The organism is Stenotrophomonas sp. 63632_Sma, from assembly GCF_056482875.1.
Map to the genome: position 1 here is coordinate 4,528,695 of NZ_CM151220.1, position 14,724 is coordinate 4,543,418.

Sequence of the window (14,724 nt, forward strand, 5' to 3'; positions counted from 1 at the left end):
TACCAGAGCAGCACGTCGCGTCGGGGGTCAGCGCGGCACGCTGTCCTCGGCCACCAGCGCATGATGCACGCCGATCCCCGCACGCACGCCCTCGGCGGTGGCCAGGGTGATGTTGCCAACCGTGGTCGCATCGCCTGCGGCGTACACGTTCCGCACCGAGGTCTGCTTCATCATGTCGACCTCGATCAGCACCCCCAGCGGGCTCTCGACCAAGGTGCACCCCAGCTGCTGCACCAGCGGCGTGGCCATCGCCTGGGTAGCCGGCACGAACAGCGCACGCTGTGCGATGCGGCGGCCATCGGCCAGCTCCACTTCCAGCCAGGTCGGCTGGTCGCCCTGCACACCCAGCACGGGTGACGTCTCGATGTGCACGCCACGCTGCTGCATGGCGGCGCGTTCCTCATCGGTGATCTCCAGACCCAAGCTGAAGAACGTGACATTGCCCCAGTCGGCGAACAGCGGCGCCTTGCTGGCGGACATCGGATGGCCGCCGAGCAGGCCGATGGCACCACCACCGACTTCATAGCCGTGGCAGTAGGGGCAGTGCAGCACGGTGCTGCCCCAGCGCTCGGCCAGTCCGGGCAGTTCCGGCAGCTGGTCGGCGATGCCGCTGGCCAGCAGCAGCTTGCGCGCGGCCAGCACCTGGCCATCGGCGGTACGCACTTCCACGCCTTCGGCGGTGGTGCGGGCGTGCTCCACTTCGGCATGCACCCAACGCACCGTGGGGTAGTCCAACAGCTGCTGACGCGCGGTCTTCAGCAGCTCGGCGCCACTGATGCCATCCAGCCCCAGCACCCCGTGCGAATGACTGGCGAAGCGATTGCGCGGTGAACCGGCATCGATGACGGTGACCGGGCGACGGGCACGGGCCAGGATCAGGCCGGCGGCAATGCCGGCGTAGCTGCCGCCGACGATGAGCACATCAGGATTCATGGTGACCTTCCAGGGAACGGTGATGGGCAAGATGGCGGGCGAAGTCGGCGCCGAGCTGGTCCAGCGTGGTCGCCTGCAGGCGCTGCTCAAGCAGCCGCTGCGCCTCGCGCGCGCCTTCGAGCAGGGCGCTGTTGACCAGCTGCTGGATCGGGCAGCCACCGCCGGAATCGCGAGCGCCGACCTGGACCAGCGGCGGTGCGCCCACCGCCAGGTAGATGTCATGCAGGGTGATCGCCGCGGCATCGCGTGCCAGCACGCTGCCGCCGCCGTGACCACGGGTGCTGCGCACCAGGCCGGCCTTGTGCAGCTGTGCCAGCAGACGACGGATCACCACCGGATGGGTCGGCAGGCACGACGCCAGCTGTTCGGACGTGCGCGGGGCGGCATGGCCGACCAGATGCGCCATCACGTGCAGGGCGTCGGAGAGGGGGTTCGCGGATTTCATGTAACAACATTAGTTACATTTAATTCCTCTGTCGAGGGTCTGCTTTCGTTCCATATGGACACATCTGTCCTATGAAACATCTCCTTCACATCACTAAACGAAACGCGAATGTGATCAACATCCCACTTCAGGGCGTGCGCAGCGGGTCGATACCGCAGTGCCCCTTCCCGAGAGTTCTTCCCCATGAATGCGTCTGTCCGTGCTCCGCGCCTGCAGTCCAAGCTGCTCGGCGCGGTTTCTGTTGGTCTGGCTGTGGTCCTGCTGTGCGCTCTGGCCGGCCTGGCCTCCGCCTGGTTGAAGTTGTCCACCGAGATTCCACCCGAAGTCGCGCACAGCCGCGATGCCGAACGCCTGCAGCGCGAGTTCCGCGGCCAGGTGCAGGAATGGAAGAACGTGCTGCTGCGCGGCCACGACGACGCGTTGCGCCAACGCCACCTGGACGCCTTCGACAGCGAGGGTCGTCTGGTCGAGCAGCTGGCCAAGGGCCTGGTCAGCAGCCCGGATGCACGCACGCGCGAACTGGCGCAGGCCTTCATCGGCCTGCATGCGCAGCTGCAGCAGGACTATCACGCGGCGCTGCAGGCGTTCGCCGAGGCCAGCTACGATCCCGCCGCCGGCGACAACCTCGTGCGCGGCAAGGACCGCCCGGTGGCAACCGCGCTGGATGCGTTGAGTACGCACGCCACGCAGGTGGCCGAAGCGGCGGTAGCGGCCCGTTCGCAGCAGGCGCGGCAGACGCTGCTGCTGTGCGCGGCGCTGACCGTGCTGGCCGCCGTGCTGCTGCTGATGGGCCTGGGCTGGTGGCTGCGGCGTGCGGTGGTGCAGCCGGTGCTGGCGGTGGAAGCCGCTGCGCGTGCAGTGGCCGCCGGTGATCTGCAGCATGTTGTGCAGGTGCGCAGCCGCGATGAGATCGGTCGGCTCGCGCAGGCCATGCAGGCGGTGCAGTCCACACTGCGCGGCGTGCTCGATGCGCAGGCCACGATGGCACAGGCGCATGAAGCCGGCACCATCAGCCACCGCATGGATGCCAGTGCCTTCCCCGGCGCATTCGGCACGATGGTGGCCGACAGCAACGCGCTGGTCGATGCGCACATCCAGGTGAAGCTGCGCGCGATTGCGATCATGGGCCGTTACGCCATCGGTGACCTCAGCCAGGACATGGAACGCCTGCCCGGCGAGAAGGCGGTGATCACCGACGCACTGGATACCGCCAAGGCCAATCTGGGCACGATCAATGGCGAGATCCGCCGCCTGGCCGAAGCCGCTGCCAGGGGTGACTTCAGCCAGCGTGGCGACAGCGCGCGCTTCGAGCATGACTTCCGCGCGATGGTCGACGGCTTGAACCGATTGATGCAGACGACCGAACTGAACCTCGGCGAGGTCTCCAGCATGCTGCGCGCGATTGCCGATGGCCGCCTCGGCGCGCGCATGCATGGCGATTTCCAGGGCGTGTTCGCGCGCATCGCCGGCGATGCCAACACCACCGCCGCGCAGCTGGCGACCATCGTCACCGACATCAAGCACGCCTCCGGCAACATCCACACTGCGGCTGCAGAGATCGCCGCCGGCAACAATGATCTGTCGCGCCGTACCGAGCAGCAGGCGGCCAATCTGGAAGAAACCGCCGCGTCGATGGAAGAACTGACCTCCACCGTGCGCCAGAACGCCGAGCACGCACGCCAGGCCAACCAGCTGGCGATCGGCGCGCACACGGTCGCCTCGCAGGGCGGCAACGTGGTCGGCCAGGTGGTGACGACGATGAGCGCGATCGAAACCTCGTCGCGGCAGATCGCCGAGATCATCAGCGTGATCGATGGCATCGCGTTCCAGACCAACATCCTGGCGCTGAACGCGGCAGTGGAAGCCGCGCGTGCCGGCGAGCAGGGCCGCGGCTTCGCGGTGGTCGCCAGTGAAGTACGCACGCTGGCGCAGCGCTCGGCGGCGGCCGCGAAAGAGATCAAGGCGTTGATCGAAGCGTCGGTGGAACAGGTCGGGCACGGTGCACAGCGCGTGCGCGAGGCCGGTGACACCATGGCCGAGATCGTGGCATCGGTGCAGCGCGTGACCGACATCATGGCCGAGATTTCCGCGGCCTCGCAGGAGCAGAGCGCGGGTATCGAGCAGGTCAGCCAGACCGTGATCCAGATGGATGGCACCACCCAGCAGAACGCCGCGCTGGTGGAGGAAGCCAGTGCCGCCGCACGCAGCCTGGAACAACAGGCGAACCGCTTGATCGACGCGGTGGATGTGTTCGATCTGTCGACCACAACAGCGGCGAAGGACGCGTTGGCGCGCGCGGCCTGATTGATCCGGTTGCTACCAGCGGCCTACACTACCCATGCGATGAGCGGTAGCGTACCGCCGGCTTAAGCAACCTCAGCGCACGTAATCGCTCTGCGCCATCGCGTCGGCCAGGTAATCCACGAACGAGCTGATCCGCGACGATACGGCGGTGTTGCGGTAGTACACTGCATGGATCGGCTGGTACACATCCAGCGTCTGCCCCGCCAGCACCTGCACCAGGGTGCCGGCGCTGCGGTCGCGATCGGTGACGAAGTCGGACAGGCAGGTGATGCCCACACCTTCCACCGCCAGCCGGCGCAACGTCTCGCCACTGGACACGGCGATATCCGGCCGCACCAGCAGCAGCCCATCCGACTCTCCGGGCAGCGGCCAACGGTTGAGTGATTCCGGCTCGTTGAAGCTGAGCAGCGTGTGCTGGCCCAGTGCGGCGACGCTGGCCGGTTCGCCGTGCCTGGCCAGGTAGTCCGGGCTGGCCACCAGCCGCAGCTGGCAGCGGCCCAGCAGCCGCGCATGCAGGGTGGAGTCGGCCAGCGGGCCGATCCGGATCGCCAGATCGGTGCGCCGTTCGAGCAGGTCGATGTAGCGGTCGGAACTGTTCAACTCCAGCTGCACTTCCGGGTAACGCGCGCGATAGCCTGCCACCAGCGGCGCGATCACGTGCAGCACGAACGGCATCGCCGCATCCACGCGCAGGCGCCCCGCCGGGCGTTCGCGGCGCGCCGCCATCTGTTCCTCGGCCGATTCCACCGCATCGATGATCGCGCGCGCATGGCGCAGGAACGCCTCGCCCTCGGCGGTCAGGTGCAGGCGGCGGGTGGTACGGGTCAGCAGGGTGATCCCCAGCTTGTCCTCCAGCCGCCCCAGGGCGCGGCTCACGCCCGAGGGCGTCTGCCCCAGCTGCTCGGCGGCGGCACTGATCGAGCCGCTGTCGATCACCGAAAGGAACGCCTGCATTTCATCGAGAGTGGTCTTCATGCCCCTATTATTGACTGCACAGCAATAGTGATTGGCGTGAAGACCAGTTTTTCGGCAAAGGTCGGCGGCGCAGACTGCGCAGCCTCTTCCTCCTGCTGGACCCTGTCATGACCCGTGGCATTCCCCTCGCCCTGCTGGCGTTGACCCTCGGTGCCTTCGCCATCGGCACCACCGAATTCGTCATCGTCGGCCTGATCCCGACCATCGCCGGCGACCTGCAGGTCAGCCTGCCCTCGGCCGGCCTGCTGGTCTCGCTGTACGCGCTGGGCGTGGCCATCGGTGCGCCGGTGCTGACTGCGCTGACCGGACGCGTACCGCGCAAGCAACTGCTGGTGGCGCTGATGGTGTTGTTCACGCTCGGCAATGTCGTCGCCTGGATGGCACCCGGGTATACCTCGCTGATCATCGCCCGCATCCTCACCGGCCTGGCGCACGGCGTGTTCTTCTCGATCGGCGCGATCATCGCCACCGCCGTGGTGCCGAAGGAGAAGGCGGCCAGCGCGATCGCCATCATGTTCACCGGCCTGACCGTGGCGCTGGTGACCGGCGTGCCGCTGGGCACCTTCATCGGCCAGCATCTGGGCTGGCGCGCGACCTTCCTGGCGGTGGCCGGCCTCGGCGTGGTCGCCCTGATCGGCGCGCTGCTGTTCGTACCGCGCAACCTGCCGCAGAGTGCGCCGGCGAGCCTCCGCCAGCAGCTTGCCGTGCTCGGCCAGCCACGCCTGCTGCTGGTCTATGCGATGACCGCGCTGGGCTACGGTGGCACCTTCCTGGCCTTCACCTACCTGGCGCCGATCCTGCAGGACGTCACCGGCCTTCCGGCCAACGCCGTGAGCCTGGTGCTGCTGGTGTACGGCGTATCGGTGGCGATCGGCAACCTGTGGGGCGGGCGCATGGCCGACCGCATGGGCCCGGTGCCCGCGCTGAAGCGCATCTTCGGACTTCTGGCATTGGTGCTGTTCGTCCTCACGTTCACGGCCTACAACACCTGGTTGATGCTGCTGACGGTGCTGGCGCTGGGTGCGGTGGCATTCGGCAACGTGCCGGCGCTGCAGGTGTATGTGGTCAAGCAGGCGCAGCGCTACGCGCCGCAGGCCACCGACGTGGCCTCGGGCCTGAACATCGCCGCGTTCAACGTCGGCATCGCCATGGGCGCCTCGCTGGGTGGCCTGGTGGTGGAGCACATCGGCCTGATGCATACGCCCTGGCTGGGCGCGCTGGTGGTCGTACTGGCCTACGCGCTGACCGTGCTCAGTGGCTGCCTCGACCGCCGCGATGGCGTCGACCACCGCGCCGACGGCATTGCCGCCACCGCGCATTGATCCATGCAATGCACCGTTGCCGGCATGCATACGGTGCCTGTCCTACCCTCTTCCCTCTGCTACTCCCTTCCCCCGTTGGAGCTTCCCATGACTGTCCCCGCTTTCGGTCTCGGCACCTTCCGCCTCAAAGACCAGACCGTGATCGACTCGGTGCGCAATGCGCTGGAGGTCGGCTACCGCGCCATCGATACCGCGCAGATCTACGGCAATGAAGCCGAAGTCGGCCAGGCCATCGCCGAGTCGGGCGTGCCGCGTGATGATCTGTACCTGACCACCAAGGTGTGGATCACCGAGTTCAAGCGCGATGCGCTGCTGGCCAGCCTGCGTACCAGCCTCGAGAAGATGCGCACCGACCGCGTCGACCTGGCGCTGATCCACTGGCCGTCACCGAATGACAAGGTCGACGTGCCGATGGAGGAATACCTGCCGGCACTGGCCGAGGCCAAGGCGCAGGGGCTGACCCGCGAGATCGGCATCTCCAACTTCACCATCGCGCAGACCCGCAAGGCGATCGAGATCCTCGGCGCCGAAGCCATCGCCACCAACCAGATCGAGATCCACCCGTACCTGCAGAACCGCCTGCTGGTGAAGTTCCTGCAGGACAACGGCATCCACATCACCGCCTACATGAGTCTGGCTTATGGCGAAGTGCTGAAGGACCCGGTGATCCAGGCCATTGCCGGCCGTCACCAGGCTACGCCGGCGCAGGTTGCGCTGGCGTGGGCGCTGCAGCAGGGCTTCTCGGTCATTCCGTCGTCGACCAAGCGCGAAAACCTGGCAGCCAACCTGGAAGCAGCGGCCGTACGCCTGACCGACGAAGACATGGCGCAGATCGCCAAGCTGGATCGCGGCCATCGCCTCGCGAATCCGGAAGGGATTGCCCCGGCCTGGGATTGATCCCAACTGGGGTTACGTATCGGAATCGTAGGTGCCGACCATGGTCGGCACTGGCCTCTGGTCAGTCGATGACACATCGTGCCGACCAGGGTCGGCACCTACCCAAGGCAGCGCTATCCCTCGCCTTGCAGCAACCACCCACGCATGGCCGCACTGACCTCGTCCGGCTTTTCCATCGGTGCCAGGTGCCCGCAATCGGGCACCACCACCAGCTGCGAGTGCGGCACCAGGGCGTGCATCTCCTCGCTCACCGCCAGCGGCGTGATGCGGTCGTTCGCACCGCAGACGATCAGCAGCGGATCGCGGTAGCCGGCCAGCACGTCATGGCCGTCGCGGCGCTCCAGCGCGCTCTGGCGCAGGAACACTTCGGCGCCCAACCGCCCGGTCATGTCGCGCACACGCTGCACCAGCACGTAGTCATCCAGCCGAGAAGCATCGATGTAGCTGCGCATCAGCACGTCACCGAAGCCGTGGAATTTTCCCGGCAAGCGCACGCTGGCACGTTGGCTGCGGCGCTGCTCGGCACGTTCCGGCGAATCGGCATGGATCGAGGTATCGATCAGCGCCAGCTGCAGCACACGTTCCGGCGCGATGCGCAGGATCTGCTGGGCGACGAAACCGCCCAGCGAGAAACCGGCCAGCGCAAAGCGCTCCGGCGCCTGCGCCAGCACGTCCTCGGTTACGCCCTGCAGGGTTTCGCCGCGGGTCTGGTCGCCCACCGTGCAATCGGCGATGTCGGCCAGGTCAGCCAGCTGTGAGCGCCACAGCTCGGCATCGTTGAGCAGGCCGGGCAGTAGCAACAGGGGGATACGGTTGGTCATGGGGGTATTGTCGCGCCATCACGGTGACGGAGCCATGCCGCAACGGGCGGCTGCGTTGTAGAGTCGAGCCATGCTCGACTGCGCCACAGCCAGTCGAGCATGGCTCGACTCTACAGAAAGCAACGACACGGACGCGACCATGGCAGACCCCTACAACAGCGGCTCCCCTTCCCCGCCCGCGCTGCGCTTCGACGATGCGCTGGTCACCACCGCCTTCGAGCTGCCCGGCCATCGCGTCGTGCGCAATCTGGGTGTGGTCCGCGGCATCACCGTGCGCTCGCGCTCGATCGTCGGCAATTTCCTCGGCGGTATACAGACGATCTTCGGCGGCAACATCACCATCTACACCGAACTGTGCGAACAGGCTTGCGAGGAAACCTACCGCGACATGGTCAAGCACGCGCGGCAGCTGGGCGCCAACGCCATCATCGGCATGCGCTACGACGCCACCGATGTGATGACCGGGCTGACCGAGGTGCTGTGCTATGGCACGGCGGTGGTGGTGGAGCCCCTCCGCTAACCTGGCCGTAGAGTCGAGCTTGCTCGACTGCTTCCCGATGGCGACAGTCGAGCAAGCTCGACTCTACAAGTCCGGTGCCGGCACCTCGACCTGCTGCACCGGCAGGGTCACCATCATCACCGTCGGATCGTCTGGATCCAGCCTGGTCTTGAAGCCCAGGCTCTGGCACATCGCCAGCATGGTGCTGTTCTCGCGCAGCACCTGGCCTTCGACCACGTCCAGGCCCAGCCACTTGGCGTACTCGATCATGATCGCCATCAACCGCCAGCCGATGCCGTGGCCCTTCAGGTCCGAACGGATCAGGATGCCGTACTCGCCACGGTGGTAATCGGCATCGGCGTGCAGGCGTACCGCGCCCAGCATTTCGCCGCTGCGCGGTTCGATCGCCACCAGCGCGATCGAGCGTGCGTAATCGAGCTGGGTCAGGCGCGCGATGAACTCGTGGCTGAAGTGCTTCACCGACTGGAAGAAACGCAGGCGCAGATCCTCGTCACTGACGCGGGCGAAAAACGCACGGAACAGTGCGTCGTCCTCCGGCCGCACCGGGCGCACGAAGGCACGGCCGCCATCGGACAGCTCGATGGTGCGCTCCCACTCCTTCGGGTACGGGAACACAGAGAAACGCGGATGGCCGCGGCCCTTGTGCAGAATGCGCGACGGTGCCACCGCTACGCGGGCATCGAGGGCGAGGATGCCCTTGCCGTCGACCAGCAGCGGGTTGATGTCCAGCGTGCGCACTTCGGGGATATCGGCAGCCAGTTGTGCCAGCTTCACCAGCGCCAGCGCCAGTGCGCGCTCGTCAGCCGCCGGCACGTCACCGTAAGCCTTGAGGATGCGCGAGGCGCGGGTCTGGCCGATCAGCTCATGGGCCAGGCGCAGGTCCAGCGGCGGCAGCGCCAGTGCCTTGTCGTTGATCACTTCGACGGCAGTGCCGCCGCGACCGACCACGATCACCGGACCGAACGTCGCGTCATCGGCGATGCCGACGATCAGTTCGCGCGCCTTCGGGCGGACGATGGTGGGCTGTACCAGCAGGCCATCGATGCGTGCATCCGGCCGCAGCTGGCGTGCGCGCGACAGGATCGCGTTGGCCGCGCTCTGCACCGCCGGCAGCGTGGACAGGTTGAGGCGCACGCCATCCACTTCCGACTTGTGCGGAATATCCGGCGAGAGAACCTTCAGTGCGACCGTGGCACCGCGCTCCAGCAGCGGCTGCGCCAGGTCCATCGCCTCGTGCGCATCGCGCGCATGCATCACCGGCGCGGAGGGAATGCCATAGGCCTTCAGCAGTTCATGCGTGGCCAGCGGGTCCAGCCACTGCTGGCCGTTGGCCAGCGCGGCATCGACCAGTGCGCGCGCGGCGGCCGTGTCGACACTGAAATCCTGCGGCAGGCTGGGCGGCGTTTCCATCAACGCGTTCTGCGCTTCGCGGTAGCGCACCAGATGCTGGAAGCCGCGTACCGCCTCGGCTTCGGTCGGATAGGTCGGCACGCGTGCCGCGTTGAGCGTGGCGGTGGCCTGATCGTCGTTGCCCAGCCACACCGCGAAGACCGGCTTGTCGCGGTGATGGCGCGGCCGCAGGCCGAGCGTGCGGGTGAGCGCCTGCGCGGCGTCCGCCGATGAGGTGAACGCGGTCGGCACGTTCACCACCATCACCGCGTCATTCTCGTTGTCGGCCAGCAGCGCTTCGATGGCCGCGGCATAGCGGTCACCATCGGCGTCGACCACGATGTCGACCGGATTACTGCGGGACCAGCCCTGCGGCAGCACCGCGTCGAGCTTCTCGACGGTGCTGTCGGACAGGTTGGCCAGCGTGCCGCGCAGCGCGATCAACTGGTCCACCGCAAGGCGACCCACGCCACCACCGTTGCTGAGGATGGCCAGGCGGCGACCGGGGAACGTCCCCAACCGACCCAGCGACTCGGCGGCGGTGAACAGCTCGTCCAGCGCCCCCACGCGCAGCAGGCCGGCGCGGTTGAAGGCAGCACCGTACACATCATCGGCGCGGGCCAGGGCCTGCACATGGGTATCGCGGCTGCCCGGCTGCACGCGCTCGGCACGGCCGGACTTCACCACCACCACCGGCTTGGCACGCGCGGCGGCACGCGCGGCCGACATGAACTTGCGCGCATCCTTGATCTGCTCGACATAGAGCAGGATGGCGCGGGTACGGTAGTCGGTGGCGAAGTAGTCGAGCAGGTCGCCGAAGTCGACGTCCATCGTGTCGCCCAGCGAGACCACGGCGGAGAAGCCGACCGAGCGCGCCACACCCCATTCCACCAGCGCCGCCGCAATCGCCGAGGATTCGGAGATCAGCGCGAGGTCGCCGGCCTGCGGGAAGTGCGCGGCGATGCTGGCATTGAGCCGCGCGTGCGGTGCAATCACACCCAGGCAGTGTGGGCCGAGGATGCGCAGGCCATGCTTGCGCGCCACCGCCTCCACCTGCGCCGACAGCGAGCCCGGGCCTTCACCCAGGTGGGCGGTGAGGATGATTGCGGCCTGCACGCCGCGTTCGGCAGCGGTGCGCACCACCTGCGGCACGATCGACGCCGGCGCGGTGATCACCACCAGGTCCGGTACCCAGTCCAGATCCTTCAACCGCTTGATCGTGCGGATGCCATCGATCTCGGCGTGTCGCGGGTTGATCCAGGCCACCTTGCCGGGGAAGCCGGTGCCGCGCAGGTTGCGCATCACCGCGCGCCCGGCCGAGCGCTCGCGCGGGCTGCCGCCGATCACCGCGACCGACTGCGGACGGAACACAGACTGCAGGTGGTAGGTACTCATGCGCCTACGGTACCCAAAAAAGGGGACGGAGGGGATTAAGTCGTTTGTGCCTCATGTGCCTTAAACGACTTAATCCCCTCCGTCCCCTTTTTGTTCTGCATGCCGACCAAGGTCGGCACCTACCGGAGCACGATGGTTCCGGCTTACAGCAGCGTGCCGTGCAGGATCATCGCGGCGATGCTGAAGTAGATCACCAGGCCGGTCACGTCCACCAGGGTGGCCACGAACGGCGCCGAAGCGCTGGCCGGGTCGAAGCCGAGCCGTTTCAGGATGAAGGGCAGCATCGAGCCGGACAGCGAGCCGAAGGTGACGATGCCGACCAGCGCGGCGCCGATGGTGATCGCCAGCAGGATCCAGTGCTCGCCGTAGTCGTGCAGGCCGCCCAGCTGCCAGATCACGATGCGCACGATGGCCAGGCAGCCGAGAATCGCGCCCAGCACCATGCCGGTGGGCACTTCGCGCAGGGCCACCTTCCACCAGTCACGCAGGCGCAGTTCGCGCAGTGCCAGGCTGCGGATCAGCAGCGAGGTAGCCTGCGAGCCGGAGTTGCCGCCCGAGCTCATGATCAGCGGGATGAACAGGGTCAGTACCACCGCGCGTGCCAGTTCGTCCTCGTAGTGCTGCATCGCGCTGGCGGTCAGCATCTCACCCAGGAACAGCACGCTCAGCCAGCCGGCGCGCTTGCGCAGCATCTCGAAGAAGCCGATCTGCATGTACGGCTTGTCCAGTGCCTCCATGCCGCCGAACTTGTGCGCATCTTCGGTGGACTCTTCGATCAGCGCATCGAGCACGTCGTCGACGGTGACGATGCCAAGCATCTGCTGCTGCGCGTCGACCACCGGAATCGCCAGCAGATCGTGGCGGCGGATCAGCCGCGCCACTTCCTCCTGGTCCATCAGCGCATCCACCGTCACCGGCGGATTGACCTGGGCCACGTCCAGGATCGATTCCTCGGGCAGGCCGGTGATCAGCCGGCGCATGGTCACTACCTGCTGCAGCTGCTGGCTGGCTGGGTCCAGCACGTAGATCGCGTACACCGTCTCGCGGGTGCGCTCGACCTGGCGGATGTGCTGCAGGGTCTGCGCCACCGTCCAGCTGGCAGGCACCGCCACATACTCGGTGGTCATCAGCGCACCGGCAGTGTTCGGTGGGTAGCTGAGCAGCTTCTGGATGGCCTGGCGGGCGTCGGTGCCCAGCAGCGGGATCAGCCGCGCGCGTTCTTCCTCATCCAGCTCGTGGACGATGTCGGTGGCGCGGTCATCGGCCATCAGGCCCAGCAGCGCCGCAGCCCGCGCCGGCGGCAGCGCGGCGACCAGTTCGCCACTGCGGTGCAGCTCCGGCGCTTCGAGCATCTTCACTGCACGCGGCAACGGCAGCGCCGCCAGCGTTTCCGCGGCGCGGGTCAGTTCCAGCGTATTGAGGAATTCCACCGCGTCGGCGGTGTTGTAGTTCGCCAGCGGTGCGGCCAGTGCGGCGGCATCGGCCACCGGGCGCAGCAATTGCTTCTGGTTCATCGGTTTTGCCTTGTGGGGGTGCGACCTCGCGCAACGCCAACGCAGGCAAACCGTCCCGATGTCAGGCGGTGGCCATCGCTGGCGTCGAACAAGGTCGACTTCTACTGTCGCTGGACATGGGTTGGGGACTCCGGGATGCGTATGCCGACGGACGCGCCGCCAGCGGCGGGCAGTCTGGACCCGTGGGCCATGCAGGTCAACCCGGCAGCCTTGCGCAGGGCGCCTGCCCGGCAGGTTGTTCTCGTGCATACACAGGCCGGCGCGCATAATGACGCGGTGGCACTCGCCTCCCCTTCCCCCACCCGAACGGACGCACCGCGGGCTTCTCCGATGACCAGGTATTCCCATGCATAGCGGTGGTCTGGAACTGGCCCTGGTGCTGCTGCTGGCGGCGGTCATCGCCGTGCCGGTGTTCAAGAAGTTCGGCTTCGGCGCGGTGCTGGGCTATCTGGCGGCCGGTGTGGTGCTGGGCCCGGACTGGCTGGGCTTTGTGCAGGACGCCGACCGCATCCTCGGCGCCGCCGAGATCGGCGTGGTGATGCTGCTGTTCGTGATCGGTCTGGAACTGTCGCCGGCCCGCCTGAAGGTGATGCGGCGCTCGGTGTTTGGTGCCGGTGCGGCACAGGTGGCGCTGTCCGGGCTGGTGCTGGGCGGCCTGCTGCTGCTCGACCATTTCCAATGGAAGAGCGCACTGGTGGTGGGCGTGGCACTGGCGCTGTCGTCCACCGCGGTCGGCCTGCAGCTGCTGTCAGAACACAAGGCGATCAACAGCGACCATGGCCGGCTCGGGTTCGCCATCCTGCTGTTCCAGGACCTGATCGCGATTCCGCTGCTGGCGGCCATCCCGCTGCTGGGCGGGGTAAAGAACGAGACCCTGCGCTGGGAAGACGCCGCCGTGGCCCTCGGCGCGCTGGCGGTGGTGATCCTGTGCGGGCGACCGGTGCTGCGCAAGGTGTTCGGCATCATCGCGCGTACCCGCAGCCCGGAAGTATTCACCGCGACCGCACTGCTGGTGGTGCTGGGCACCGCCTGGTTCATGCAGGAGGCCGGCCTCAGCCCCAGCCTGGGCGCGTTCCTGGCCGGCGTGCTGCTGTCCGATTCGGAGTTCCGGCACGAACTGGAAGCGCAGATCGAGCCGTTCAAGGGGCTGCTGCTGGGCCTGTTCTTCATTGCGGTGGGCATGGGCATCGACCTCGACCGCATCGTTGCCGAGCCGTGGCTGATCGCCGCCGGCGTGGCGATCCTGCTGGTGGTCAAATTCAGCCTGCTGTACGTGATCGGGCGCATCGCAAAGCTCAGTTCACGGCACTCGCTGCTACTGGGCAGCGTGCTGTGGCTGGGCGGCGAGTTCGCCTTCGTGGTGTTCAACGAAGCGCAGCGCGCGCACCTGCTGGGCAACGCCAACCATGACCGCCTGGTGGCGATCGTCGGCCTGTCGATGGCGATCACGCCACTGCTGATGATCGCGCTGCTCAAGCTGCTCGGCCAGGAGAAGGCAACGCCGCGCGAGGCAGCCGAGGCCGACAAGGTGGCGCCGGACAACCGGCCGAAGGTGCTGATTGCCGGCATGGGCCGCTTCGGCCAGGTCATCGCGCGCCTGCTGACCGCGCAGAAGGTGCCGTTCGTGGCACTGGAAGCGAACCCCGATACCGTGGCCGACCTGCGCCGCTTCGGCAACCAGCTGTACTACGGCGACCCGACCCGGCCGGAGATGCTGCGCGCGGCCGGCGGCGAGCACATCGATGTGTTCGTGATCACCGTGGACGACCCGGAGACCAACCTGCGCGCGGTGCGCATGGTGCGCCGGTTGTACCCGGACGCGAAGGTGCTGGCGCGCGCACGCAACCGCCAGCATGCGTGGCGCCTGATGGACATGTCGGCTGAGCCGTTCCGCGAAGTGTTCGGCACCAGCCTGGAAATGAGCGGGCGCGTGCTGACTGCATTGGGTGTTGCACCTGAAGTGGCTGAACGCCACGTGCAGCGCTTCCGTGAGCACGACGAGCAGCTGCTGCGCGACCAGTACCTGGTGTACGACGACGAGGCTGCGGTGATCCAGACCTCGCGCGATGCACGCAACGACCTGATGCACCTGTTCGAGGCCGACGCGGAAAGCGACGGCAAGTAGGCGTGCCGACCAACGGTCGGCACCCACCACAGATTGCGGTAGTGCCGGCCGCTGGCCGGCAGCCTCGAAATTCCGGTGGTTTCA

11 protein-coding genes are annotated in these 14,724 nt (G+C 67.2%); 5 read left to right on the forward strand and 6 right to left on the reverse strand.

The window, feature by feature from the left end:
- Window positions 1-27 precede the first annotated feature (27 nt).
- Both ACZK45_RS21015 and ACZK45_RS21020 read right to left on the reverse strand, forming a co-directional pair.
- Entirely contained in the window at window positions 28-933 is a 906-nt protein-coding gene (locus ACZK45_RS21015; protein ID WP_125895748.1) for an NAD(P)/FAD-dependent oxidoreductase, read from the reverse strand.
- Window positions 923-1,378 carry an Rrf2 family transcriptional regulator gene (locus ACZK45_RS21020; protein ID WP_121504148.1) on the reverse strand — a complete coding sequence of 152 codons (456 nt, stop codon included), beginning with the start codon at window positions 1,376-1,378 and terminating at the stop codon, window positions 923-925. The genes ACZK45_RS21015 and ACZK45_RS21020 overlap by 11 nt, the downstream gene beginning before the upstream one ends.
- A 183-nt stretch (window positions 1,379-1,561) precedes the next feature.
- Between ACZK45_RS21020 and ACZK45_RS21025 the strand changes: the two genes are divergently transcribed.
- Entirely contained in the window at window positions 1,562-3,682 is a 2,121-nt protein-coding gene (locus ACZK45_RS21025; RefSeq protein WP_478445212.1) for a methyl-accepting chemotaxis protein, read from the forward strand.
- A gap of 72 nt (window positions 3,683-3,754) precedes the next feature.
- On the opposite strand, the gene ACZK45_RS21030 is transcribed toward ACZK45_RS21025, so the two are convergent.
- Window positions 3,755-4,657, reverse strand: a complete 903-nt coding sequence (locus ACZK45_RS21030; protein WP_125895750.1) for a LysR family transcriptional regulator — start codon at window positions 4,655-4,657, stop codon at window positions 3,755-3,757.
- Between the two features lie 107 nt (window positions 4,658-4,764).
- Between ACZK45_RS21030 and ACZK45_RS21035 the strand changes: the two genes are divergently transcribed.
- Both ACZK45_RS21035 and dkgB read left to right on the forward strand, forming a co-directional pair.
- Window positions 4,765-5,979: an MFS transporter gene (locus ACZK45_RS21035; protein WP_478445213.1), complete on the forward strand. Its 1,215-nt coding sequence runs from the start codon at window positions 4,765-4,767 to the stop codon at window positions 5,977-5,979.
- A gap of 87 nt (window positions 5,980-6,066) precedes the next feature.
- Window positions 6,067-6,876: a 2,5-didehydrogluconate reductase DkgB gene (gene dkgB / locus ACZK45_RS21040; protein ID WP_125895752.1), complete on the forward strand. Its 810-nt coding sequence runs from the start codon at window positions 6,067-6,069 to the stop codon at window positions 6,874-6,876.
- A 113-nt stretch (window positions 6,877-6,989) separates the two neighbouring features.
- Here dkgB and ACZK45_RS21045 read toward each other — a convergent pair whose 3' ends face one another.
- Window positions 6,990-7,697, reverse strand: coding sequence for an alpha/beta fold hydrolase (locus ACZK45_RS21045; RefSeq protein ID WP_478445214.1), 708 nt, complete (start codon window positions 7,695-7,697; stop codon window positions 6,990-6,992).
- Between the two features lie 139 nt (window positions 7,698-7,836).
- Here ACZK45_RS21045 and ACZK45_RS21050 point away from each other — a divergent pair, with 139 nt between their 5' ends.
- Window positions 7,837-8,217: a YbjQ family protein gene (locus ACZK45_RS21050; protein WP_478445215.1), complete on the forward strand. Its 381-nt coding sequence runs from the start codon at window positions 7,837-7,839 to the stop codon at window positions 8,215-8,217.
- Between the two features lie 63 nt (window positions 8,218-8,280).
- Here ACZK45_RS21050 and ACZK45_RS21055 read toward each other — a convergent pair whose 3' ends face one another.
- Together ACZK45_RS21055 and mgtE are read right to left on the reverse strand one after the other, a co-directional pair.
- The gene (locus tag ACZK45_RS21055) at window positions 8,281-11,001 is read right to left on the reverse strand and encodes a bifunctional acetate--CoA ligase family protein/GNAT family N-acetyltransferase (protein WP_478445216.1); all 2,721 of its coding nucleotides are present in this window, start codon (window positions 10,999-11,001) and stop codon (window positions 8,281-8,283) included.
- Between the two features lie 143 nt (window positions 11,002-11,144).
- The gene (mgtE, locus tag ACZK45_RS21060; protein ID WP_125893373.1) at window positions 11,145-12,515 is read right to left on the reverse strand and encodes a magnesium transporter; all 1,371 of its coding nucleotides are present in this window, start codon (window positions 12,513-12,515) and stop codon (window positions 11,145-11,147) included.
- A gap of 346 nt (window positions 12,516-12,861) precedes the next feature.
- Between mgtE and ACZK45_RS21065 the strand changes: the two genes are divergently transcribed.
- The gene (locus ACZK45_RS21065) at window positions 12,862-14,640 is read left to right on the forward strand and encodes a monovalent cation:proton antiporter-2 (CPA2) family protein (protein WP_478445217.1); all 1,779 of its coding nucleotides are present in this window, start codon (window positions 12,862-12,864) and stop codon (window positions 14,638-14,640) included.
- The last annotated feature ends 84 nt before the right edge of the window (window positions 14,641-14,724 follow it).